24 protein-coding genes and 1 pseudogene are annotated in these 22,573 nt (G+C 49.0%); 6 read left to right on the top strand and 19 right to left on the bottom strand.

What is annotated here, in order from left to right:
- Window positions 1-18: 18 nt before the first annotated feature.
- From MKX98_RS03675 to MKX98_RS03650, 6 genes and pseudogenes are all read right to left on the bottom strand, one after another.
- Window positions 19-768: an ABC transporter permease gene (locus MKX98_RS03675; protein ID WP_194540785.1), complete on the bottom strand. Its 750-nt coding sequence runs from the start codon at window positions 766-768 to the stop codon at window positions 19-21.
- A pseudogene (locus tag MKX98_RS03670) lies at window positions 769-1,529 on the bottom strand (ATP-binding cassette domain-containing protein).
- 169 nt (window positions 1,530-1,698) lie between these two features.
- Window positions 1,699-2,040, bottom strand: a complete 342-nt coding sequence (locus MKX98_RS03665; RefSeq protein ID WP_194540783.1) for a DUF1048 domain-containing protein — start codon at window positions 2,038-2,040, stop codon at window positions 1,699-1,701.
- A 71-nt stretch (window positions 2,041-2,111) separates the two neighbouring features.
- Entirely contained in the window at window positions 2,112-2,432 is a 321-nt protein-coding gene (locus MKX98_RS03660) for a PadR family transcriptional regulator (protein WP_071222099.1), read from the bottom strand.
- A 422-nt stretch (window positions 2,433-2,854) separates the two neighbouring features.
- Entirely contained in the window at window positions 2,855-3,064 is a 210-nt protein-coding gene (locus MKX98_RS03655) for a hypothetical protein (protein ID WP_339221479.1), read from the bottom strand.
- Window positions 3,040-4,092: an MFS transporter gene (locus MKX98_RS03650; protein WP_339221478.1), complete on the bottom strand. Its 1,053-nt coding sequence runs from the start codon at window positions 4,090-4,092 to the stop codon at window positions 3,040-3,042. Before MKX98_RS03650 ends, MKX98_RS03655 begins: the two co-directional genes overlap by 25 nt.
- Window positions 4,093-4,372: 280 nt before the next feature.
- On the opposite strand from MKX98_RS03650, the gene MKX98_RS03645 reads away from it, so the two are divergent.
- Both MKX98_RS03645 and MKX98_RS03640 read left to right on the top strand, forming a co-directional pair.
- Window positions 4,373-4,891 carry a sigma-70 family RNA polymerase sigma factor gene (locus tag MKX98_RS03645; protein WP_194540781.1) on the top strand — a complete coding sequence of 173 codons (519 nt, stop codon included), beginning with the start codon at window positions 4,373-4,375 and terminating at the stop codon, window positions 4,889-4,891.
- A complete protein-coding gene (locus MKX98_RS03640) occupies window positions 4,888-5,736 on the top strand; it encodes a hypothetical protein (RefSeq protein WP_339221476.1) in 849 nt (282 codons plus the stop codon). Before MKX98_RS03645 ends, MKX98_RS03640 begins: the two co-directional genes overlap by 4 nt.
- A gap of 131 nt (window positions 5,737-5,867) precedes the next feature.
- Here the strand turns inward: MKX98_RS03640 and MKX98_RS03635 are convergent, their stop codons facing one another.
- The 3 genes from MKX98_RS03635 to MKX98_RS03625 all read right to left on the bottom strand — a co-directional run bounded on the left by MKX98_RS03635 (window position 5,868) and on the right by MKX98_RS03625 (window position 11,187).
- Window positions 5,868-6,929 carry an NAD(P)-dependent alcohol dehydrogenase gene (locus MKX98_RS03635; protein ID WP_194540779.1) on the bottom strand — a complete coding sequence of 354 codons (1,062 nt, stop codon included), beginning with the start codon at window positions 6,927-6,929 and terminating at the stop codon, window positions 5,868-5,870.
- A 39-nt stretch (window positions 6,930-6,968) separates the two neighbouring features.
- On the bottom strand, window positions 6,969-8,645 hold the full coding sequence (locus MKX98_RS03630; RefSeq protein WP_194540778.1) for an alpha-glucosidase: 1,677 nt from the start codon (window positions 8,643-8,645) through the stop codon (window positions 6,969-6,971).
- 289 nt (window positions 8,646-8,934) lie between these two features.
- Window positions 8,935-11,187, bottom strand: coding sequence for an excinuclease ABC subunit UvrA (locus MKX98_RS03625; RefSeq protein WP_339221473.1), 2,253 nt, complete (start codon window positions 11,185-11,187; stop codon window positions 8,935-8,937).
- Window positions 11,188-11,473: 286 nt separating this feature from the next.
- Here MKX98_RS03625 and MKX98_RS03620 point away from each other — a divergent pair, with 286 nt between their 5' ends.
- Window positions 11,474-12,049 (top strand): hypothetical protein, encoded by a 576-nt coding sequence (locus MKX98_RS03620; protein ID WP_071222106.1) that lies wholly within the window; start codon window positions 11,474-11,476, stop codon window positions 12,047-12,049.
- Window positions 12,050-12,280 carry a hypothetical protein gene (locus MKX98_RS03615; protein WP_071222107.1) on the top strand — a complete coding sequence of 77 codons (231 nt, stop codon included), beginning with the start codon at window positions 12,050-12,052 and terminating at the stop codon, window positions 12,278-12,280.
- A gap of 51 nt (window positions 12,281-12,331) precedes the next feature.
- Here the strand turns inward: MKX98_RS03615 and MKX98_RS03610 are convergent, their stop codons facing one another.
- The 6 genes from MKX98_RS03610 to MKX98_RS03585 all read right to left on the bottom strand — a co-directional run bounded on the left by MKX98_RS03610 (window position 12,332) and on the right by MKX98_RS03585 (window position 18,051).
- On the bottom strand, window positions 12,332-12,490 hold the full coding sequence (locus MKX98_RS03610; protein WP_155087117.1) for a hypothetical protein: 159 nt from the start codon (window positions 12,488-12,490) through the stop codon (window positions 12,332-12,334).
- Between the two features lie 188 nt (window positions 12,491-12,678).
- Window positions 12,679-13,197: a DinB family protein gene (locus MKX98_RS03605; protein ID WP_194540776.1), complete on the bottom strand. Its 519-nt coding sequence runs from the start codon at window positions 13,195-13,197 to the stop codon at window positions 12,679-12,681.
- 113 nt (window positions 13,198-13,310) lie between these two features.
- The gene (locus tag MKX98_RS03600) at window positions 13,311-13,610 is read right to left on the bottom strand and encodes a phage holin family protein (RefSeq protein WP_071222109.1); all 300 of its coding nucleotides are present in this window, start codon (window positions 13,608-13,610) and stop codon (window positions 13,311-13,313) included.
- Window positions 13,611-13,890: 280 nt separating this feature from the next.
- Window positions 13,891-14,340 (bottom strand): hypothetical protein, encoded by a 450-nt coding sequence (locus MKX98_RS03595; RefSeq protein WP_233354737.1) that lies wholly within the window; start codon window positions 14,338-14,340, stop codon window positions 13,891-13,893.
- A 163-nt stretch (window positions 14,341-14,503) separates the two neighbouring features.
- Window positions 14,504-16,309 (bottom strand): ABC transporter ATP-binding protein, encoded by a 1,806-nt coding sequence (locus MKX98_RS03590; RefSeq protein WP_339221471.1) that lies wholly within the window; start codon window positions 16,307-16,309, stop codon window positions 14,504-14,506.
- A complete protein-coding gene (locus MKX98_RS03585) occupies window positions 16,306-18,051 on the bottom strand; it encodes an ABC transporter ATP-binding protein (RefSeq protein ID WP_339221469.1) in 1,746 nt (581 codons plus the stop codon). Before MKX98_RS03585 ends, MKX98_RS03590 begins: the two co-directional genes overlap by 4 nt.
- Window positions 18,052-18,313: 262 nt before the next feature.
- Between MKX98_RS03585 and MKX98_RS03580 the strand changes: the two genes are divergently transcribed.
- The gene (locus MKX98_RS03580; RefSeq protein WP_339221467.1) at window positions 18,314-18,646 is read left to right on the top strand and encodes a hypothetical protein; all 333 of its coding nucleotides are present in this window, start codon (window positions 18,314-18,316) and stop codon (window positions 18,644-18,646) included.
- Between the two features lie 273 nt (window positions 18,647-18,919).
- Here MKX98_RS03580 and MKX98_RS03575 read toward each other — a convergent pair whose 3' ends face one another.
- Together MKX98_RS03575 and MKX98_RS03570 are read right to left on the bottom strand one after the other, a co-directional pair.
- Window positions 18,920-19,648 (bottom strand): N-acetylmuramoyl-L-alanine amidase, encoded by a 729-nt coding sequence (locus tag MKX98_RS03575; RefSeq protein ID WP_339221466.1) that lies wholly within the window; start codon window positions 19,646-19,648, stop codon window positions 18,920-18,922.
- A gap of 1,099 nt (window positions 19,649-20,747) precedes the next feature.
- Window positions 20,748-20,846: a YjcZ family sporulation protein gene (locus MKX98_RS03570; protein WP_074961926.1), complete on the bottom strand. Its 99-nt coding sequence runs from the start codon at window positions 20,844-20,846 to the stop codon at window positions 20,748-20,750.
- A gap of 275 nt (window positions 20,847-21,121) precedes the next feature.
- On the opposite strand from MKX98_RS03570, the gene MKX98_RS03565 reads away from it, so the two are divergent.
- The gene (locus MKX98_RS03565; protein ID WP_194540773.1) at window positions 21,122-21,364 is read left to right on the top strand and encodes a WGxxGxxG family protein; all 243 of its coding nucleotides are present in this window, start codon (window positions 21,122-21,124) and stop codon (window positions 21,362-21,364) included.
- Window positions 21,365-21,983: 619 nt separating this feature from the next.
- On the opposite strand, the gene MKX98_RS03560 is transcribed toward MKX98_RS03565, so the two are convergent.
- Together MKX98_RS03560 and MKX98_RS03555 are read right to left on the bottom strand one after the other, a co-directional pair.
- Window positions 21,984-22,199, bottom strand: coding sequence for a hypothetical protein (locus tag MKX98_RS03560; protein WP_220686655.1), 216 nt, complete (start codon window positions 22,197-22,199; stop codon window positions 21,984-21,986).
- A 163-nt stretch (window positions 22,200-22,362) separates the two neighbouring features.
- Entirely contained in the window at window positions 22,363-22,539 is a 177-nt protein-coding gene (locus tag MKX98_RS03555; protein ID WP_220686656.1) for a hypothetical protein, read from the bottom strand.
- Window positions 22,540-22,573 lie beyond the last annotated feature (34 nt).

Genomic DNA, 22,573 nt, shown 5'->3' with positions numbered 1-22,573 from the left:
TATTTCATCATGGTGTACTTACCCTAACTGGCGTTTAAATTGTTTACTGGCGAAGAAGTAAGCGATGACCATGATGCCGACGCACCAGCCAAGCGCAACCCAGATCCCGTTCCCAACAGACCCTTCATACAAGAGGGAACGAATCGTATTCACGATAGATGTCACGGGTTGGTTCTCTGCAAACGCCCGAACCATTTTAGGCATGGTTTCGGTGGGGACAAAGGCCGAACTGATAAACGGCAGGAAAATCAGCGGATACGAGTAGGCTGTCGCCCCTTCCATAGACTTCGCTGTCAATCCAGGGATGACCGCCAGCCATGTCAGCGCCAGCGTAAACAACCCTAGTATCCCCGCTACCGCAAGCCAATCCAGGATACTCGCGCTTGAACGGAAGCCCATCAGCAGCGCGACAAGGAAAACCACAACAACAGTAAGTGCATTAGAAACTAGCGAGGTCAACACGTGAGCCCACAATATCGAAGAGCGCTTGATGGGCATAGTGACGAAACGCGCCATCAACCCGCTTTTTATATCCGTAAACAGCCGCAGTGAAGTGTAAGCGACGCCGGATGCGACAGCCATCAACAGGATTCCCGGCAATAAATAATTGACGTAGTTGTTCGTACCTGTCTCTATGGCACCGCCAAATACGTAGACAAACAGCAGCATCATCATAATCGGCGTAATCGCCACCGTGATAATCGTATCCGGGCTGCGCAAGATGTTGCGCATTAAACGTCCTAGTAATGTCCCTGTTTTGTTTTTCATTTACATCGCCTCCTTGTTGCCGATGATCGCGAGGAAAATTTCCTCCAACGTCGGCTGCTTCTCAATGTATTCCACTTTCGCTGGCGGGAACATCGCCTTGAGTTCGGCAAGCGTACCGGTCGTGATGATTTTTCCGCTATGCAAGATGGCGATACGGTCCGCCAACTGTTCGGCTTCCTCCAGATACTGGGTCGTCAGCAAGATGGTCGTGCCGCCGCCGGCAAGCTCCTTGACGGTATCCCAGACTTCAATTCGCGCTTCGGGATCAAGCCCTGTCGTCGGTTCGTCGAGAAAAATGACGGCTGGCGTCCCGATCAGGCTCATGGCGATGTCAATCCGGCGCTTCATCCCGCCGGAATACTGGTCTGCCCGGCGATTAGCCGCATCGGTCAGGCTGAATCTTGCAAGCAAATTGTCGGCAACTTGAGCAGGATTGGAAACTCCCCGCAACTTGGCGATCATCATCAGGTTTTCCCGCCCGGTGAGCATGCCGTCCAAAGCTGCAAACTGCCCTGTCAGACTAATGCTCTGGCGAACATGATCCGGTTGACGCTGGACGTCAAAGCCGCAAATACCTACTTCCCCGCCATCGGGCTTCATCAGCGTCGAGAGGATATTGACTGTCGTCGTCTTGCCCGCTCCATTGGAACCCAGCAGTGCGAAAATTTCGCCGCGCTGCACCTCAAAATCCACCCCCTTTAAGACTTCTTTGTCTTTAAAGGTTTTTTTAACCCTTTTACAGAAATCGCTGCATTTCTCATATTTTATCCTCCTTATAATAAGCGCCTTGCGGAGCTGGATTGCCTTCACCCATCTATTTAGTATGACTGATAATCTGTATAACTTACTACTGGGTCAAAAATTAACTGAATAGCGAAGGCGGTAAGTCACATTTGATAACCAGCTAATCAGTCGTATTATCTATTGGAGTTATTTTTTTCCCAATCGGTTCAAGATATCCTGATTCAAATCTTCCCGATACTTGGCTACATAGGTTTTAGCGTTTGCCACTAGTTCATCGGCAAAGGACGCCACGTCGTCACCAGTGATCTCCAGCACTTGTCTGCCATCGGCCGCACCGGCTTCGAACAACTCGATTAATTCATACTGCATGTGCAGCATATCCATCCCGTTGCCCGTTGAGAAGTTCCACATGTAGTTTTGAATTTTCTTAAACACAAACTGGTAATCCTCTGGAAGGGCTTCAACCCGTGCCATCATCATTTTGTACTCTTTTTTATCACCAATCATTTTTTTGAACATTTCCAACATATTATTTTCCCTCCTTTTATATAAAGCTGAACAAGGCACCACACAAATATCGGACGGAATATCTTATGAAGCTAATTTGACTTCAAGACGTTGATTTTGGAGGATAAGAAATCCCATTTTTCCCAAAACAATTCAAGCTCCTGACGGCCCGCCTCATTAAGTGAGTAAAACTTGCGCGGCGGCCCCATATCTGACGGTTTCTTTTCAATGTTCACCAGCTTTTTCTTTTCTAACCGCACGAGTATGGTGTAGACCGTCCCTTCCACGACTTCGGTAAAGCCAAGCTCGTTCAGACGGCGGGTAATCTCATAGCCATAGGTTTCACGGCGGCTGATGATTTCCAGCACGCAGCCTTCCAGCGAACCCTTCAGCATTTCAGTTAAATTTTCCATATTGGAAAGCCTCCTTTATTTCGTCCCTCCCCTATTCAGTATTACCTATATTCAGTATAACATAGTACTAAGGGAATTTTTTACTTAATAGCATTTGGAAAAACACGCTATTAAGTATTACTCATTACATGTACATTGTAATACTAAGTAGTAAGGGATGTCAACAATTTCTTTAAAATATTTTTGCAACCTCATTGCTCAGTGTTGTCGGTATTCAGTGTGACCTACTACAGGTATATCGTAATACGTAGTAGATGGATTGTCAACCGGATTCTCGAAAGATTTTCAAAACCAGTATTGCCCCGCGATTATTAAGGTTTCACGTTCAGTAAACCGTATTGATGATGCTTGCTGTAGCTCGTGTCCGGATCCATTTATGCATGCAAAAAAGACGAGCCTTAAGCTCGCCTTTTGTTTAATGATTATTCGATGCCGATCCGTCCTTGTTCAAGCCCCTCCCCTGACTCCGGCAATCTCGTTCGTATCCGTAATGCGTAGCATCCCGAGATGAACAGCACCGTGGCAGCGATGATATACGTAGCCCGAACGCCGAATTCATCGGTTATGAAACCAAATAACAGGGTGGATAAGCCGAATACCAGCGAAACTAGCGCGCTTTGGGCAGCGTACACTTTCGGCAATACATGGACAGATACGCCCCGCTGCAGTGTAGTCTGAAGCGAGACTGCCTTAAGCTGTAGCCTGCCGAGAACACCAGGGCCAGCCAAGGCACCGAGGCCAACCCAAAACCAAACGTCATGATACTGATGCCGAAGGAAGAGCAGATAACGAACTTGCGGATGTTGCGGTCGATCAGCCCTGCGCCTCTCATGCCAAACAGTCCGCCCAGCATAAGTCCCAGGAAAAAGCTTGCGTTGATATATCCCCACCATGCCTCTTCCCTGTGCAGCACATCGGCTACATACACGTAGATGGTCGCCGCGATCCAAATCACGCCCGCCATCGTCTCCAATACATAAATCACGTGAATCGCCCGAATAGAAGGCTGTTTCCAAATGAGTGTCCAGCCTTCCTGAATGGAACGCCAATTCGAAACGCGCGCCTTCTCTTTCTGTTCCGGAGTGGATTCATGCCGATCCTCGATCATCTTCATGCAGACAGCGGCTGCCAGGGCCAGAGCAAAGGTCAACCATATCACGTTGCTTCCGCCCAAGGCTGCGACCAGCAGTCCCCCAACGGCCCAGCCTCCCAGTTGGATCAACTGATCCACGATGGCAACAAAGCTGTTCGCTTTCGTCAGCTCAGCGGCATCCACCAGACGCGGCAGCATGGCATGACTTGCAGGTGCAGCCCAGCCATCGAGCAGAGAGATGAGGAATACGAATCCGAGGATTGCATACACCGTCACCTCCTGCTCTCCCAGCACATAGCAGGTTACCAACAACAGAAACAGCATGGCCGTTTTTCCGATCTGAGACGAAGCAAGCAGTGACTTGAGGCTGTATTTATCCATCAATACGGGTGCAAAGCTCCCGCTTATAAACCGTGCCATCGTCGTGAGAAAGGGTACCATAGCCATCAGCATGGCAGATCCTGTAATCTCATGGATCATAGCCATCAGACCGACAATGTAAAATAAATCGCCGCTATTGGCGAGCGCCTGACCGATCCAGAGATATCGAAAAGATTTCCTCTTCATCTTTCTACCCCAATTCTGTATTTAGTTGTATGGGTTAGGGTAGAAAAACCTACATGTTCTGGCCTCCGTACATTTTATATGGTTAATATAGTAACACCGTTAAGGACTTCTGTTAAGTTCATGGATTTTTTTATCCCCGGTTAAAACTATTTGGCCCCCTCCACGGTCTAATGATCAGTCAAGCGCACTCAAGTACTTGAGCATGATCCAATCCGGCCAATGAATGAATAGATGACACGAATTCGTGCCATGACATGAATACTAGTGCTAGTAGTTAGGGGTGAGTGAACTGAGAGCGAAAGAGTCGAAGCAGCAACAGTTCAGCGAAAATATGGAGAAATGCAAAAACAAGTTGTACCGGGTAGCCTATTGCTATGTCAAAAATGAACAGGAGGCGCTGGATATCGTCTCCGAGGCAACCTATAAGGGATATCTCGCTTACGATCGGATGAACACGCCGCAGTATTTTGATTCCTGGATGACCCGGATCGTCATTAACGCTGCCATCGACCATCTCGGTCGCAAGAAGCGGGTTACTTATATGGAAGACCAGACGCAGGACTATGCAGCCGAAGAGCATGCCGTACCGCTGGAAGAGAAGATGGATCTGTACGATGCGCTGGACAGACTGCTGCCGGAGGAGAAAACCTACATCATTTTGAAGTTTTTTGAAGACCTGCGTTTTCGAGAAATGGCGGATGTGTTATCCGTGTCCGAAAGTACCGTCAAGACCAGGTTTTATCGTATTATCGGAAAATTAAAATCATATCTAATCGAGGGAGAGGTCGATAGCCTATGACAGGAAAAGAACGCTACGAACACATTGAAATCCCCGCCCAGCTAACCGGCGTTATCGATGCTGCACAGAAAAAGGCGGCTGCCCGCAAACGCTCCATGCGCTTGACGAGATACTCTTCCGTTGTTGCAGCTGCCGTTGCCCTGCTATTCGTGGTCAACATCCCGACGGTGGCCAACGCCTTATCCAAAGTCCCTGTGGTGGGCAGCATCGTTCAGGTTCTGCAGTTCGGGGGCGGAGGCGAGCGGACCGACGGTGTTACCGTGGGCACGGAAGCTTCCGAAGACGTATTAAAAATTCAATTTAACCAGGAAGGCAAGTCCGTTTCCAGTGTCCCGGCCTACACAGTGGATCATCGGGATGCGCCAAACCGTCTGATCTTCACGTTTAACGGAGTACGAAAATTTGATTATGAAACCCTCAAGAAAGACATGCTGGCTCTGCCGCTGGTGAAGGATGTCTATGAGAATGTGATTCTGGACGACTCGGCCATGCGTTTTGTTGTTGAACTGAAGGATGGCGTGAAACATACCGTATCCGAATATAAAGACCCCGGCTATATTGAGCTGAAGCTCACTTCGACCGGAGAGCCGGTCACCCCGCGCGAGGTCTTCTATATCCGCAGTGAAGCCATGCCGCAAGGGGAATCCCTCGCCATCCTTGAAGAGATTTATATGGAAGACGACGTGACCTTCATTAAGACGGCCAGCAACGACTTCATCGCGGTCATCGGCGGGTTCGATACCCGCGAGGAAGCCGAGCAGAAGCTCGGCGAAATTTCGGCCCGCGCCAGCTACGGCGATGATCTGCGCATCGACAGCTGGATGAGTAATGAACGCCCGAACTAACCGGTAACGCGAAAAAAAGCACCGCTCCGACAAGTGTTGGAGCGGTGCTTTTTGATGATGGTCCATTACGCTGCATTGGCGCGTTTTTTACACGACAGCTCCGGAAGCGACTCTCCAGGCCGCGAACAACCTTAAGCGTTTGGATGAGGATAGATCATGACCTTTACGCTGGTGTCCTTGTGCGTGCGAGCAAGCTCTACGGCTTCCTCGATCTGATCCAAGGAAAATTGGTGGGTGATGATGTCGCGTATGCGGCTGGCCTTGTTTTGCAGCATCTGAATAGCCGCCGGGTACGTGTTTGCGTAGCGGAACACGCCATATACATCCAGCTCGGCGTCAACCAAAGCGCCAATATCCACCGGGATCGCATCCTTTGTGGGCAGACCTACAAACACGATCCGGCCTCCCCGGTTCACATATCCGATCGAATCCGCGATGGCCCCGGCGTTGCCCGACGTTTCAATAATAAGATCAATGCCATTGCCGTCCGTCAGTTCGTTCAATCGCTGCGAAACGGATTCGCCCATCGGATTGATCACGCCGGAGGCTCCCATCTGCAGGGCCAGATCACGCCGGTATTCCACGACGTCGCTGCCATATACCTGAGAGGCTCCGGACATTTTGGCCGCCTCCATGGCAAGCAAGCCAATCGGCCCCAGTCCGAGCACGAGCACCCGGTCCTCTGGCCGGATACGCCCCCGTCGTACGGCATGGAGTCCTACGGACAGCGGTTCAAGCAAAGCGCCTTCCTCAAAGGACATTTCATCCGGCAGCCGGAACAGGAAGTCGCTTCGCACCGCAACGTATTCGGCCCAAGCCCCGTCAACCGGCGGGGTTGCCATAAATACAACATCCGGACACAGGTTGTAACGTCCGCTTTTACAATAAGAGCAGCGCCCGCACGTTACGCCCGGTTCCACGGCCACGCGGTCACCAACGGAGACATTTCTTACCTTCTCCCCCGTCCTTACCACAACGCCGGCAAGCTCATGCCCCAGAATCAGCGGTTCCTTCACCTCATACCTGCCAATCCGTCCATGCTCATAGTAATGCACGTCCGAGCCGCATATGCCGATGCAGTACACCTGAATCAAGGCTTCATCCGGCTTCGGCTCGGGAATGGGAACCTGCTTCACCCCGATGGATAACGGGCGATCAAGAACGGCGGCAGACATCATATTGAATTGTGACAAGCTGCTTTCACCTCTCATCTCAAGAAATCGCTTACCCACTTAGTTTACACGATAAACTATTGCTTCATAAGGGTGTAGCGCGAATTCGTCGAAGCTTCGGTCCGAGCGCTCGTAATTCGAGAGTACAACTTCCGGTTGATGCTCACTCCATTCCGCCGGGAACTGAAAATCCGGTGTTCCGCTATAAAAGTTGAGAACAATCAAGTACGTCTCGTTCCCAAGCGATCTGGAATAGGCGAAAATTTCTGAATGCTCTTTAAGCACGGCTTCATATTTTCCGTAGATCAGCGCCTCACTGGATTTGCGCAGTCGGATCAAGGCTTTATAGTAATTCAGAATGGAGTCGGGATCGGTTAGCTGCTGCTCTACGTTGATTTCATGATAATTCGGATTGCAGCGGATCCACGGCACAACCGTTGAGAAGCCGCCATAGAGCGTGTCATCCCACTGCATCGGCGTTCTTGCATTGTCCCTAGCCCGGTACGCGATTCTACGCATCGTCTCGGACACGTCTTTCCCGTCCAGAAGCCGCTCGCGATAATAATTGTAGATCTCCACGTCCCGATAATCACTCAGCTCTGCAAACTCGACATTCGTCATTCCGATTTCCTGTCCCTGATAAATAAACGGCGTCCCCTGCATCAGCATAAAAAAAGTAGCCAGCATCTTAGACGATTCCTTATGATAATGGACCGGATCGCCAAAACGGGATACGGACCGCGGCTGATCGTGATTCTCCATATAGAGGGCATTCCAGCCCACGCCTTCAAGGCCCGTCTGCCATTTATGCATGATCTGCTTCAATTCGGCCAAGTCCCAGACCGCATAATCCCAGCGTCCTTCCAGTCCGAAATCAAGATTGACATGCTCAAATTGAAAAATCATGTTCAGCGACCCGTTCTCTTCCCCGATCCAGCGGTCTGCTTCCGCTATCGGAATGCCGCTCGCTTCGCCAACCGTCATAATGTCATAATGAGCGAACGCCTCGCGTTTGAATTGCTGAAGAAATTCATGGATGCCCGCGATATTCCGATGTCCGGGATTCGAGTCGACATAACGAAGGTGATTCGGATTCGGCATATCCGGCAAACCCGGAAGCTTCTTAATATGGGTAATCGCATCCACGCGGAAACCGTCAATCCCTTTATCCAGCCACCAACGGATCATCTTGACCAGATCATCCCTGACCGCCGGATTCTCCATGTTTAAATCAGGCTGCTTCTTGGAATAGAGATGGAGATAATATTGATCCGTTAACTCGTCATATTCCCAAGCGGAGCCGGTGAATACGGATTCCCAATTGTTCGGCTCCGCTCCATCCCTCGCATTCCGCCAGATATAGTAATCCCGCTTCGAATTGGTCCTTGAGGAACGGGATTCAATAAACCACGGATGTTCATCCGAGGTATGATTGAGCACCAGATCCATAATAAGCCGCATGCCGCGGTTATGGATTTCGGCCAGCAGCTGATCGAAGTCGGCCATGGACCCGAACTCCGTCATAATATCCTGATAATCGCTGATATCGTAACCGTTGTCGTTATTGGACGAACGATAGATGGGGCATACCCATATAACATCAATCCCGAGATCCTTCAAATAATCCAGGCGGGATATAACCCCTTGCAGATCCCCGATGCCGTCTTCATTCGAATCCATAAAGCTGCGCGGATAGATTTCGTAAGCAACGGCTTCTTTCCACCATACTTTCTGCATTGTCGTATCCCCCGTTTACAATAAAGATGCTGCTTATTTAGAAATGCAGACCGAGTCGTTACACGCATCATTAACCAACTTGGTCTGTCGCAGCATACAGTATTGCCGTTTAAGCGATCTTATAAGCCTAACAACCATAGAATAGCCATGCCGCGGGGGTATGCGGCATGGCCTTTGGCAAGTCCATTATAAAACTACGAAAAGCGAATCCTCCCTGCTCCCATGTTACATACTGCATGGGTTCGGTCAGACTCCGGTAAGAACCGGCCTTCGCCCCCTTGGATTCCCGCTAACCCCGTACATACTTCGCAGTCAGCGATTGTTCCGCCGTGATCAGTTCAGCAGGCGTTCCTTCGAACATGACCCTGCCTCCCCTGCTGCCGCCCTCGGGTCCGAGATCAATGATCCAGTCCGCCTGACGGATCACATCCAGATTGTGCTCGATCACGATCACCGAGCTGCCATTATCAACGAGCCGATTCATCATGTCCAGCAAATGCCCGACATCCGACATATGCAGTCCGGTCGTCGGCTCGTCCATCACGTAGATCTTTCCCTGCTTATGCAGCTCGCTGGCCAGCTTGATGCGCTGGCTTTCGCCCCCGGACAGAGTGCTTAGCGGCTGTCCGAGGATCAGATAGTGCAGGCCCACATCGTGCAAAGCCTCCAGCCGCCGCCTGATTTCTTTTTTCTCGAAAAAATCGAGCGCCTGCAGCACGGTCATATCCAGCACATCGGTAATCATTTTTCCATGGAGCTTATACTGCAGTACATCATCCTTAAAGCGCCTGCCGTCACAGGTGTCGCACGGAGACTTGATGCCTTCCATGAACGCCAGGTCCGTATAGATGAAACCAAGCCCGTGGCAGTCGGGGCAGGCCCCTTTGGAATTGAAGCTGAATAGGGATGGACTCTGATCGTTAGCTTTGGCGAACAAACTCCGGATGTCATCCATGATGCCCGTATAGGTAGCAGGATTGGAACGGATCGAGGTGCTGACGGCAGACTGGTCGATGACGACAGCCTCGGGATGCAGGGACAGGAAGGCGTGATGAATCAGCGAGCTCTTGCCTGACCCCGCTACGCCGGTGATCACGGTCAACACGCCTTCCGGGATATCCACCGTTACATTGTTCAGATTATGATGATTGGCATTGGCAATCCGCATCTGTCCTGTCGGTACCCGGAACTGTTCTTTCATCGGCATGAAACGTTTCATATACTGCCCGGTTAACGTAGAATCTTGGCTGCACAGCTGCTCAACCGTGCCCTCGAAGACGATTTCCCCACCCCGGGTACCGGCATTCGGCCCCACGTCCACCACATGGTCGGCAATTTCAATCACGTCACGGTCATGCTCCACGACCAGCACCGTGTTGCCCTTGTCGCGAAGCTTCCTGAGCATGTCGTTCAGCCGGTGAACATCCCTTGGATGTAAACCCACGCTGGGCTCATCAAAAACATACATCATATCCGTCAGGCTGCTGCCCAAATGCCTAACCATCTTCACCCGCTGCGACTCGCCCCCGGAGAGCGTGGTCGTCTCCCGATTCAGCGTCAAGTAATCCAGCCCCATATCCATCAAGTGCTGCAGCCGCTCGGCCAAGCTGGCCACCATACTCGCAGCCATGGGCTCTTTGATATTCAGGATGACCTCTCTTAACTCCCCGATCTCCATAGCCGCACAATCGGCGATATTATAGCCGTTGATCCTGCAGCTTAATGCTGCTTGACTAAGCCGCGTCCCCTTGCATAAAGGGCATGTGCCATGCGTAATAAAATTTTTGACGTGATTCAAGGTGCGTTCCGACAATTCACTGCTGTCTCTCTGAATATAAAGCCGGTTAAACTTCAACACGAGACCTTCGAAGTCGGACTGTACCGGTCCTCCCTTGGACGGGAACGTTACCTTCCCCTCCTTGCCGTACAGGAAGAGATCCCATTCCGCTTCGGAATAGTCGGCCAGCTTCTTGTCGTTATCAAAGAAACCGGACATGGTGTAATTCTTCATATACCAGCTATCTACGGAGAAAATAGGGAATCGGACCGCTCCCTCATTCAAAGACTTGCTTGTATCCAGCAGTTTATTTAGATCGAGCTCGACCTTCCTGCCGATTCCCTGACATTCCGGACACATGCCTTGGGGATCATTGAAAGAAAAGACGTTGGAATATCCCACAAACGGCTGTCCCACCCTGGAAAACAACAGACGGAGTATGGCGTACAGATCCGTAATCGTCCCTAGCGTGGATCGCGAATTGCCCCCCAGACGCTTCTGGTCGATGACGATGGCCGTCGACAAGTTCTCGATCGAATCGACGTCCGGCTGACTGTGCCGTGGAAGTCGGTTGCGGACAAAAGCGGTAAACGTCTCATTCAGCAACCGCTGAGCTTCCGAGCTGATGGTATCGAACACGATGGACGATTTGCCCGACCCGGATACGCCGGTAAAGACCGTGATTTTTCGTTTAGGAATTTGCAGCGTCACATTCTTCAGGTTATTCTCTCTGGCTCCACGAATGTTGATATATTCTTGCTCCATGGCCGTTCCTCCCTTGTACCCTGTAGTGTTCTTATTATAAAAGGGCAATCATGACATGTACTGTCATAATGGATGAAGGCTTTATTAAGTTATTCCCGTAACCGCGAAATATCAGGAAGGTTGTTGCCGCATTAATGCTATACTTAGTTTATAATGAGTCAGGAGAAAGAAAATGTTACTCCCTCCCATTTTTGATTCCGGTTTGCCAACAAGCATCCTGTCCCTTACAATTTACGGAACATCATCGTTTCTTAGAATTCATGATTAACAGGAGAGTAATGACGATATGAGCAAAAAAATAGTCGCCATCGATATGGATGATACCATCTGCCATCTCATACCCAAGGCCATTCATTATCACAATCTGCAGTACAAGGATCCTCAGCTGACGCTGGATCAGATTACCGATTATAACCTGCACCAAATCTGGCATCCTGAATGCTCGGAGGAGTTTTTCTTCGGAAAGCCGGGTTTATATGAAGAACTTGAACTATTTGATGAATATACGATTGACGAAGTCCACAGAATGACGCATGATTATGACGTCATTGTTGTTACCGCAGCCCGCCCCTCCTCGGTGCCCGAGAAATGGAGATGGCTGCAGCGGCATATGCCTTTTATTCCGTTCGAGAATTTTTTCGTGGCCAAACGCAAGGATTTAGTGGAATTTGATCTTCTGATTGACGATGGTCCCCATAATGCGATTGCCGCCAGAAAAGCCGGAAAACAAACCATTCTGATTCCGCGTCCGTGGAACGCGCATATTCAGCATGAATTTATTCTGAAGGATTCCTGGAAGGGAATGAACGAGCTAGTAGACCGCATTTTATCTGATTCTAACCATCAAGGGGATATGAAATAAATGAATACAGACCGCAATAGCCGGTACCTATCGCAAGACATCCATTTTTTCGCGGCCGCCTTATCGGAAACGGTGGTTTCCGTATGGGAAGAGGATCCCGCAAGCGTATACGTGGAGATCGAGCGGGGTTACATTGAATGCTACACACCGGATGTCGTCCGCATCCGCAACGAAGAGACAGGTTATCTGACGCACTACAGCCGTGACACCGCTATGTTTCAACGGATGTAAACCGATAAAGGCCGCTTCCCATGCCGGGAGGCGGCTCTTTAATTATTCAGATTACCTTTTAGCTGACAGGACAAGAATCAGGGTTGCCAGCGGGCCTAGCAATAAGGATAGCAGAAACCAGTTTAATCCCGTTCTATTTTTCCCTTGAGCCAAACCCGCATTGATTAATGCCAGCGTTCCCCACCCGACGTAAAATTCATTATTCATCATATCTCCTCCGATACCGTGCTCTTTATATGCTTATTACGTTTTGACATCTGGATCGTTGCAGGGTATACAAAAAAAGAGCAAGGAAAGCTCCCTGCCCGGGGAATATGAACGTGAATAGCAGCAGCCTCAAAAAGCTCTTTCTTTAGCCGCGAAGGCCAAAACTCTCATCGGAGTGGACTTTCGATTCTTTAAGATTGCTCTAATTCTCTTAACAGCTGAAATATCTGTCCCCGATGGTGGGACTCATGCTCAATCAGATGATAGATGACCCATTCCGGTGTTACATCGTAAGGTTCCAGTTGTCTGACCTTCCTCCAGTCCGAGAGGTCCATGCTTTTGAAGTGGGTAAGCAGTTCATGACGTACCTTCTGCATACGGTGAAGGTGTTCATCCAGTGACTGATCCGGGACTTCAGAAAGACGGTTATCTTCGGTACGGTGGTCCCACGGAAAGCTGACCTTTATTTTCGGATCCCAATCGGATTCAAGCACCTCAGCGTATAGCCAGTCCGCTTCAATATAAGCAATATGGTACAACAACGAACCGATCGACTGCCGACCGTCCGCCCTATGGTTCAACTGCTCATACCGAATCCCTTCCAGCCGTTTCAATATCGTTCGCCGTACATCCTCAAGTCCCCATATCCAGCGGCCGATCTCCGGCTCAAATCCAGGCAGGGCCTCAACCGTCAACGTTTTTCTCTGCAAATCTTCACGCTCCCTTAAATCATCTTATGGACTTAAGAGTAACAGGTTCAAGCGGCAGACTGCCAGGTAAAGTTCGGTTTAGGCAAAAATCATCCCGGGCCGTTCAGCCGTTCTTACTTCTTTCTAGTCGCAATCGCCTCTGCCGTTTGTTTAACGGCCTGATGGCCGAATACCGCAAACGCCCCTGCAAGTATGCCTTGAATGATATTTTCCACGCTCCAGCCGATCAAGCCGGTTGTGAACAGAATCGATACGACCATAACCAAATATACAATGCTCCAATTCGGAACCTTCGGCGTTTGCTTCAGCACATATCCGATTACCCAACAGGCAGCAACGACCATGAAGAGCCGCGGGTCGATCAATTGAAAAATGACGCTCCATTCCATGGTAAACCCACCCTTTCCATTCATCTTCTACATCCTATTCCCCGAGCCTATCGATCGGCTTGTATTTATATCCTTATTCTCGCAAGTAAAATAATAGAATAAGCGAAACGGAATTTACGATAGGTTTGACGATATGCAGACGCAGCAACGAATTACGTTGCTCCCGGTGGTGGAAATACGCAGTGAGTATCCATCATGAATGGCGGTGACACTTAAGGCTGCTGCCTACCCGCTTCAGTAATTCCGATGATCCAGTCGGTCAGCCGCCGATCCTTCTCTTCTTGACTGCAATCAGAGGGAAAGGCTAGGTAGGAATCCGGGGCCCCCCCTTCTTAAGAGAAGCTTCTTCTGAATCCTCTTCGTACTGCAAGAAGCGCAGATCCCTTCCATCCAGTGTCTGATAGGCATAACAGCTGTACTCGTGCCCATCAATAACGGTCCAGTGATGTCCTTGTACCCTGGGATTGCACAACACATGCGTACCCTTCAGCTTGTTTAGCGAGTAAAGAAAGCCTTGCAGCTTGGCTTCCGTGACGTGGTAATCATCCAAGTAATAGCGCTGCGAGACTCTGGCAGCATTCGTGTCGATGATCTGGTAGTTTAGAATAAACGCAGCCCCTGTGTGCAGCACCGGATCAAAGTAATCCTTCTGAATCCAGCCCTTATGGCGGGACAGGCGATCGGACACAAGGTAATCGATATTGCTATGGTCCAGGTTATAACCGAACGTTACCAAGAATTTGCGATTCTTCATATAGATCTCTCTCCCTTATACATCTGAATGCCGACCCATTATTTCCCATAAATATTATACAAAAAAAGGCAGCCTCCACACCAACGGAAGCTGCCCTGCTCTAAACCTATCTAAACCTGTCGAAACCTGTTCTTACATCCCCAATTCCAAACCAAACTTGATGTTATACCTTACTAACTTCAGCTTCATCCTCTGCGGGGGCCTGAGCCTCGACAGCGGACTGCTCGCCCTGCCATAACAGCTGCATCTCTTCGCTCGTGGCGAGCAGCTCCGTCAAGCTGCCCTCCGCTTCGATCCGCCCATCCTTCATGACGATGATATGATCGGCTTTCGAAAGAGCTGCCCTCCGATGCGATACCGCGATGCAAGTGACGCCCTGCTCCTTGAACAACCCATCCCATACCTGCTGCTCCGTCTCCACGTCCAACGCGCTGGACAGATCATCAAAAATGAATAAATCCGCGCCCGTGATCAGCATGCGTGCCGTAGCCGCCCGCTGGATTTGTCCCCCCGACAGCATAACGCCTCTCGGACCGACAAACGTCTCCAGTCCCTGATCCAGATTCTCGATATCCTTCTCCATGACCGCCAGCCGAACAGCCCGTTCCAGAGCTTCCTCGGTCCGCTCTTTCTTCCCTTGCACGATGTTCTCTCTCAAGGGATCGCTAAACAGCCTTGGAACCTGCGGAGTATAGGCCGCCCGAGGAGGCATAAGGAAGGTTGCCGGATCCACCTCTTCCCCGTTCCAGCGGATCGTTCCTTCCTGTTTCGGCAGCAGTCCCAGCAATGTCCGGACAAGCGTCGATTTCCCCGCCCCGATTCGTCCGGTCACCACCAGAAACTTGCCGCGCTCCAGGCGGAAATTAATATCCGTTATGCCATTCTCCGAATTCGAATAATGGTACGATAAATTCTTGACTTCCAGCTCCTTCAGCTTCTCTCCTGGTTCTCTGTGAATGACGGGCAGTTCCGGCGGCTCTTCGTTCAGATACGTTTCCCGTGCCTCAATGATCCGGTCTTCCTCACCAGGGCGAAACAGCGAGCGCATCCGGTCAAAGGAAACCTTCAGCCGCTTGTGCTGAAATACCATATAACCGAATAAGGAAATGCTGAAGCCGATATTGGCCAGGTAAGACGTGAACAAAGCAAAGTCCCCGACGGTAAAATGCCCGGCCTGCATTTCAGCTGCGCACATCAGCAGAATCAGTCCCGTACAGATGCTAAGCACATGCTGATTCAAGGATCGCATCCATTGTTTGAACAGATTATCCTTCAGCGCTGCCTGCCGGCGGTCTTCGTTCAGCTTCATGAAGCGCTCATGTACATGATCCTCGGCCTGCCCAAGCTTCAAGGCTTGAACCGCACCGAAGGTTTCCGCGATAAAGCTGGTTATGCGCCCTGTAGCTTCCCGGTTCTTTAGGCCGTAACGACGCGCGCGGTTGCCGGACAGATTGTTCAGGAGCGTGACCACCACGAGCGGCAGCACGGCCACCAGCATGATCTTCCAGTTAATGCTCGCCATAATGACAACGGATACGAGGGCAAAAACGAGACGTCCCCAGAAATCCACCCAGGATTCCACGTATTCCACAACTTCATCCACGTCATCGCGGAAGCGGCTCATCGCCTCCCCTGGAGAAGCTGGCAAATTACGCCCGGGCCAGCGCATAATGCCGGCCAGCATGTTCGTGCGCAGAATGGCCTGAATGTGGTAAATATACGTTACCCATTGATAGAAGGCCGCAAAGAACGTCCCTACCCGCGCAACCCTTACAACGGCAATAAAGATCAAGGGTACCGCCAGCCATACATAATCCGTGGAATTGGCCGTCGCCCGGTCAAAAAACCACTGCATCCCCAGTCCGATCAATATCGGCAAAGAATGAAATATGCACCACAGCAGACCGTTGATTAAAAATAATGAAGGCCTGAATCGAAAGAGGCGCCCTATAAAACCCGTGATGGTCATGCCAGTTCCTCCTCTCTGCCTGTGCTCAGCAGTCTGGCATAATGTGATCCCGGATCTAACGCAAGAGCTTCCCGTGCGCCGAATTCCATAATTCGCCCGTCACCCAGCACCATAATTTTATCCACCTGCTCCAGCGTAGCCAGCCGGTGCGCGATGATGATGCCCGTACAGCTGCTCATCAGCTGATCCACGGCTACCTGCAGCATCGTTTCCGTTGCGGCATCCAGGCGTGAAGACGGTTCATCCAGAATCACCAAGCTTGGTTGCGTCAAAAATACCCGGGTTAAAGCGAATAGCTGAGCTTCTCCCGCGGACAGCGAAGCTCCGCCTGCTGTCAGATGCGTATCCAGGCCTTCCGGCTGTGCATCGATCCATTGCCGAAGCCCCAAACGCTCCGTCGTTTCCAGAATGAATGCATCCGACACGCCGTGATCAAACAACGTCAGGTTGTCACGTAGCGAGCCATCGAACAGCTGCACATCCTGTGTGACCATCCCCACCCGGCGGTAAAGCGCAGGCAGCTTCAGCTTCGTGATATCGGTCCCCCCAACGCGGATCACGCCGCTGTCGATGTTATACAGTCGAAGCAGAATACGGCTGAGACTCGACTTTCCGCTGCCGGTACGACCGATAATGCCCAGGCGTTCGCCTGGTTTGACTTCAAAGTTGATGTCTTTTAACACCGGTTTATCTTCGTTATAACTGAAGCTGACGCCTTCAAATTCCAAACCGAGCGCCCCTTCCGGAAGCTCCTCTTGCTCTCCGTCCACAATCTCGCTCTTGTTGGACAACAACTCTCTGGAGCGCAGCATGCCGGATTTTGCTTTTTGGAACTCCTGCACTTGGTCACCCAACATCTCGATCGGATCATTCAGCATCTGCGTATACTGGTAGATTAAGAACAGGGTCCCCAGCGTAATTTCACCGATCAGATAATAGCGAACCCCTAGTAACAGGACAGCGGTAACCGCAAGGGCAAACAGAATCACCGTGGTATTCCAAGGGACAACGCGGAGCATCCAGGCTTTTCTCCCTTTCAGAAACACGGTGCGCATCATCCGGTGAAACCGATTCATCACATACGGCACATTGCCGTTCGCCTGTACATCCTCAATGCCGGCGATGCGTTCCTCAATTAACCCGAACAGCGAAGCGCTGGCTTCGCGTTCATTCTTCGAAGAATTGACGCCCATATTCCGGATGAACACCATGAACAAAATGGACAGCAGCGTAAACACCGTCATGACGATCGCGATCGGCAGATTGACCGTAAACATAAATCCTAGTATGCCGGCGAGCAGCACAAAACTTCCGATAACCTGCACGATGAACATCGCGAAGAAGTTCGAAATATTCGTCACGTCACCGTCCACCCGCTCGATCATCTCGCCGGGCGTTTTGACATTATGAAATCGCATATCCAGCCGCAAGCAATGCTTCAAGAGATCGCCGCGAAGCCGGTTTGTCGCTCGCCATGAAATATCGTTCCCCATATAGCTGACAGCCACGGTTATCAGCTGGTTAAAAACAGCCACGACCAGAAACAATCCCGCCAGTTGAATCAGCGCGGCTATAACCCCGCCTTCGGCTGCCGTGTCAATAAATCGTTTGACAATTTGCGGATTCAAAAGCTGCAAGCCCGTCGACGTCAACAGCAACACGAGCAGCAGTATTAACCGTCCTTTTACCGGTTTCAAATACCGCAGCAGCCATGACATTGAAACCTTTTCTTGTTTGGGCACAGTGCCCACCCCCATATGCAAGCAAGTATGTACGGACCTCCATCCCCCATAAAGCAAGGTGTGGCGGCAGTAAATCATTACCAGTCTACATGATATCGACCGTCATTCCTAGGTAAAGAATAATTATAAATATGTACTAAACCTTCTACCTTTATATAAAAATAGCAAGTCAATACCTGCTTCAAAAAAAAGCGAATCCGATAATTCAGCATACTCGTATATGTATAATAGAGTGACGTGCAACTTTTTGGAGGTGGGCATAATGAATACTGGGATCAGTGGATTAGACGGACTGGATGAAGAGAAGCTATCAGAAATTCGCGAAAATGCCGCAAGGCTCTCGGACATGAAACAAGAAGTGCCCGTGGAAGAATTGTTCTCGGAATCATTTATTCAAAGACATACCAAGTTTTCTTCAATCGGTCACTTGCTGAAAGCCGCAGGTTATGAGGGAAGCACAGATGAAGAGTTTGACGAATACATACAAGGACATACGATTAACCCGTTTATCGTTGAACATACCCCATTTCGCAGCTGGCAGGATTTCCAGGAATTAGCCGTATCGGCTTATATCACGAAATGGCTGGGATTGTAAATAGCTCATCCAAAGGCCTGGGCTTTGCCTCAGATGAGGGAAGACAACCAAAGAAGCCCCTCTAACCGATGTTAGAGGGGCTTCTGATATATTTTTTAAGGGGTGCTTATATCATAAGCTCCGAATATTAATGGAAGCTTAAATTAGGATTAAAGGGACATAAATTGTTCGATGGGGCACAAATAGCACTGCTCTTTTGCACACCCCCAACAAGTGGAGGTTTGCATATCCATGGAGGAGAACCATACTTCCTATCTCCAAATAATCAGGTGTTTATTCGGTCGTAACTGTAGCCGTCTTGGTCTTATTATCCCAGCTCACTCTGGCGCCTAATGCTTCACCGATGGCCCGAAGCGGCACATAGGTCACGCCATTCTCAAGCTTGCCATCCGCGATCTGCTTTCCGTTGACGACGACATGTACCTTATCCTCCACTGTACCAGCCCCCTCTTTCTTCTGAAGCCCCAAATATTTAGCAATGCCATTCACATGCCCGATCGCAATAGAATCTATTACATCCTGCCGTTTAAGCTTAGCTGCATCTGCCGCGACATCGATAAACAAGTTTTCGGTTAAGACGGCAGGCATTTTAGATTCACGGACCATATGCAAGTTAGCGGCCTTCTGCCCCCGATCGATGACTCCGAAGGTTTTAATGGCATTCATGACCTCCGTATGCATAACGTTCTGCAATTTTACCGAACCGGAGCTTGCCGAGGTATATCGATATGACTCAAAGCCCCCTGCACCTCCACCCGCGTTACAATGGATGCTAACTAGGATATCTGCGCCAGCAGCGTTTGCCTTATGAGTCCGTTCAGCCAATTCAAGGAACACATCTGAAGACCGGGTGAGTAGTACTTGGACATCGCCATAATCAGCTTCCAATCGTTTCTTCACAGCAAGAGACACCGCTAACACGACGTCTTTCTCCTGCAGGCCATTTCCGGTTGCTCCGGAATCCTTCCCGCCATGCCCTGCGTCAATCCAAACCTTTTTCACGATCATTCACCGCCTTTGTAGGTTGTTGAATAGCCCGGTGTTCCATTACAGCGAAGGCAACTGCAGCAATTCCTTCCACCAATGCTTGGGCACGCTTATATTAGGCAAGCAACTGTAAGTCCTACTGCAAGGACGAGTATAATATATAAGATACTCCAATCTGGTACATTCGGTGTTTGCTTAAGCCTATATTGAATGGCCTAGATACAGTCTCTATGTTCGTCGATGCCATTCATATCTGGCTTGGTCTATTCATATTCGGAAATCCGACGAAATAGCAATCCGGATGACTGTAGATCTGGTGGAATTATCCACCTATTTAGCTTGTAATATGTATTACTCGGATTAACTATTTTCATTGAGCTTTTGGTGAGGAGCTGGTTAATATATCTGGATTTGTGCTTATCTTGTTTGCTGTCGTTTTTTTGGTACGTGGTGTATTGAGAATACGCAAACCCACTTGGGGTTCCTTATATAGAATCTGGAAAGTAAAGTATGAGTCTGAGCCAAGTTCGGACTACATTCAATATATTAAATCGAGTGGGCTTCTTCTGCTGGTCCTCGGATCCATTTTATTCGTGGCTGGAATTCTGATTGTTCTGCTATGATCCCTCTCTCCAAGCATAATAGCGAGCCCCCACACACCTTCTCGCCTTTATCAACGGTTATTACATCCTATCAACGGAAAAGCGGCAGATAGTCAATTCCATTTCATTCTCAAGTTGTAGCTCTATGGATAGTGGTGAACCTTTGTTAAGGTTCACCACTGCATTACAGACTTTTTATGCGTGATTCTTCTTATGCTTTTTACACTTTACGATGATTTTTTGCCCAGGTTTGAGGACGATAACTTTAACCTTATGATGATGTTTTTTCATAAGAAATCCTCCCTTCACAGAAGATATTGCATTATATGCAGCGTCTCCGAGAATGATTGGACTACTAATCTATGAAATGAAATCATGAAACGATCGACAAAAGAACCCTCTTCCTTATTGCGCTGTGTTATGGAAAAGGCACCCAGATTTGTCTGGATGCCTTCAAATATAATTCTGGAACATTCCATTCACGCAAGTGGGTCCTTATACAAGGTATTTACTTAAAATCCCCAAGTACGCAGTATAATTACAAGTAGAATAAAGAGAACGAGAATAACACCAATACTACTTCCATACCCAGAACCTTCGTATCCACTCATTTTTCCCTACCCCTTCCTAATTGGAATAATACATAGTATGTAAAGGTGTCTGATAGCGCAAAGGCAAGAGGTAATAGTCAAGGACATATTTTGTAAAAACAAGAACTATCGAAGATGCGATTACTGTTTAGCCCTGTTCATATCCGTATTTCCGCTATAACGATGAGGATGTCCTTCGTTGTTCAGTAACGAATAATAATATCCGTAAAGGGCATCATAATTCTGGTACCTGTCCCGCTAAATAATCAACATTATTACGGAAAGGAGTTCAAATCGTGAAGAAAATCCTCGCCACATTTTTAGCCGGTATTAGTATTGCTTTGATTCTTGCGGTTCCTGCTTTTGCAGAAAACAACAACAACATGAATTCAAACGATATGAGAACCAATAACGTGAACACAAACGGCTATAACACGAATGCTGTAGGCAATGACAACGATACAGACTGGGGCTGGCTCGGTTTGCTCGGTCTTGCCGGCCTCGTAGGTCTGAGACGTCGCAATCCTGAACGTCATTAAAGACCTGTTGAAGTAATATAATAAAATCCTGCTCATTCGAGCGGGATTTTATTATTTCTTTCACCAATCGCAGAGTCCACCCTGGTCAAGATCGGCCCTTTTGAGTCAACACACTTTGCAGCAGCGAGGTTCCCTTTCGCGAGTCTCGTTCCTTTTCAGATAAGATCTACTCGTGTTCAAATGAAACCATAGTGAATTTTACCTGAATTTGATATACTGACATCATTACTTTAGTCATGGGTGCGTGATCAATCAAATGTGGGATAAAGAACTAAAAATAGCCATTCAGAAGAAGCACATCGTGACGATATACCTCATCAATGGCGAAGTATTACAAGGCATACCAGATACTTGTACAGATCGCTTAGAGATGCGGAGTGCTTATGGGCCAGTCTGGGTTCCATTAGAGGAAATAAAGCATGTGAGTCGATTAATACGACTAGACGAAAAAAGGAACCTGCTGGCATAGCCAGAGGTTCCTTTTTTCGTGTCATTTTGTTCGAATGCTTATCTTACTATAATATTTATCGGGATAGTTCTTTGTTCAGTAACTACAAATCATATTCTGTTAAAATACGCGTCACCTCACAATAATTAATGAAATCGAGAAAGAGCTCCTTTAAAAATTATCCTTCTGCAGTTCGATATCAATTTCTATCAACTTTTTCAGGTCATCCACCGTCTTGATCTCGATCCGGCCATCTTGAAGGTCCTTAACCCACTTGGCTATGCCAACTTTGACTATTTTTCGGTATTGTTCCTTGCTCTCGAGGATACCTTCCATGACTGCGAGCTCATGCTGCAGAAGCAAATCTTTATTCTCAGGTGTTCCCATTGTCGTTCCCTCGGCTTTCCGTTATGATGGAATGCGAGATGCGGATGTCTGCAAAATGCCACGCGTGGCGGGCCGCTATCTCAGCCGGGGGATAGTCGAATAGGAGGACGTGTCAGCGTCCTTCTTTATTATGGACAAAGAAAAGACCGCCCCTTGGCGGTCTTTATCCTGCGTTCACAAATTGGATTATCCCAATAAGAACTAACAATAGATAAACAATAATTATAATTAAAAAACCTAAGTTCAACCCCTTCGAACCACCATGTGGTCTCTTCCCAACTTTCCTCTCCACTGAATCAAGTCGATCTTTAAGTTCTTGTATTTCTTTCTCTGGATCCATTCTAGCCTCCTTAAAGCGTTCTTCAACCCATATA

It is taken from the genome of Paenibacillus sp. FSL W7-1332, from assembly GCF_037969785.1.
Taxonomy (GTDB): domain Bacteria; phylum Bacillota; class Bacilli; order Paenibacillales; family Paenibacillaceae; genus Paenibacillus_AQ.
The sequence above is the reverse complement of the archived record's forward strand: the minus strand, read 5'-3'. Positions and strand labels throughout refer to the sequence as shown.

Bases quoted from the DNA above. Each gene is read 5' to 3' on its own strand.
- MKX98_RS03590 (WP_339221471.1), bottom strand. From the start codon at position 16,309: ATGACCATCACGGGTTTTATAGGGCGCCTCTTTCGATTCAGGCCTTCA.
- MKX98_RS03570 (WP_074961926.1), bottom strand. From the start codon at position 20,846: ATGAGTGGATACGAAGGTTCTGGGTATGGAAGTAGTATTGGTGTTATT.
- MKX98_RS03610 (WP_155087117.1), bottom strand. From the start codon at position 12,490: ATGATGAATAATGAATTTTACGTCGGGTGGGGAACGCTGGCATTAATC.
- MKX98_RS03615 (WP_071222107.1), top strand. From the start codon at position 12,050: ATGAATACAGACCGCAATAGCCGGTACCTATCGCAAGACATCCATTTT.
- MKX98_RS03620 (WP_071222106.1), top strand. From the start codon at position 11,474: ATGAGCAAAAAAATAGTCGCCATCGATATGGATGATACCATCTGCCAT.
- MKX98_RS03660 (WP_071222099.1), bottom strand. From the start codon at position 2,432: ATGGAAAATTTAACTGAAATGCTGAAGGGTTCGCTGGAAGGCTGCGTG.
- MKX98_RS03630 (WP_194540778.1), bottom strand. From the start codon at position 8,645: ATGCAGAAAGTATGGTGGAAAGAAGCCGTTGCTTACGAAATCTATCCG.
- MKX98_RS03555 (WP_220686656.1), bottom strand. From the start codon at position 22,539: ATGGATCCAGAGAAAGAAATACAAGAACTTAAAGATCGACTTGATTCA.
- MKX98_RS03595 (WP_233354737.1), bottom strand. From the start codon at position 14,340: ATGAAGAATCGCAAATTCTTGGTAACGTTCGGTTATAACCTGGACCAT.
- MKX98_RS03650 (WP_339221478.1), bottom strand. From the start codon at position 4,092: ATGAAGAGGAAATCTTTTCGATATCTCTGGATCGGTCAGGCGCTCGCC.
- MKX98_RS03560 (WP_220686655.1), bottom strand. From the start codon at position 22,199: ATGGGAACACCTGAGAATAAAGATTTGCTTCTGCAGCATGAGCTCGCA.
- MKX98_RS03600 (WP_071222109.1), bottom strand. From the start codon at position 13,610: ATGAATGGAAAGGGTGGGTTTACCATGGAATGGAGCGTCATTTTTCAA.
- MKX98_RS03580 (WP_339221467.1), top strand. From the start codon at position 18,314: ATGAATACTGGGATCAGTGGATTAGACGGACTGGATGAAGAGAAGCTA.
- MKX98_RS03640 (WP_339221476.1), top strand. From the start codon at position 4,888: ATGACAGGAAAAGAACGCTACGAACACATTGAAATCCCCGCCCAGCTA.
- MKX98_RS03665 (WP_194540783.1), bottom strand. From the start codon at position 2,040: ATGTTGGAAATGTTCAAAAAAATGATTGGTGATAAAAAAGAGTACAAA.
- MKX98_RS03675 (WP_194540785.1), bottom strand. From the start codon at position 768: ATGAAAAACAAAACAGGGACATTACTAGGACGTTTAATGCGCAACATC.
- MKX98_RS03625 (WP_339221473.1), bottom strand. From the start codon at position 11,187: ATGGAGCAAGAATATATCAACATTCGTGGAGCCAGAGAGAATAACCTG.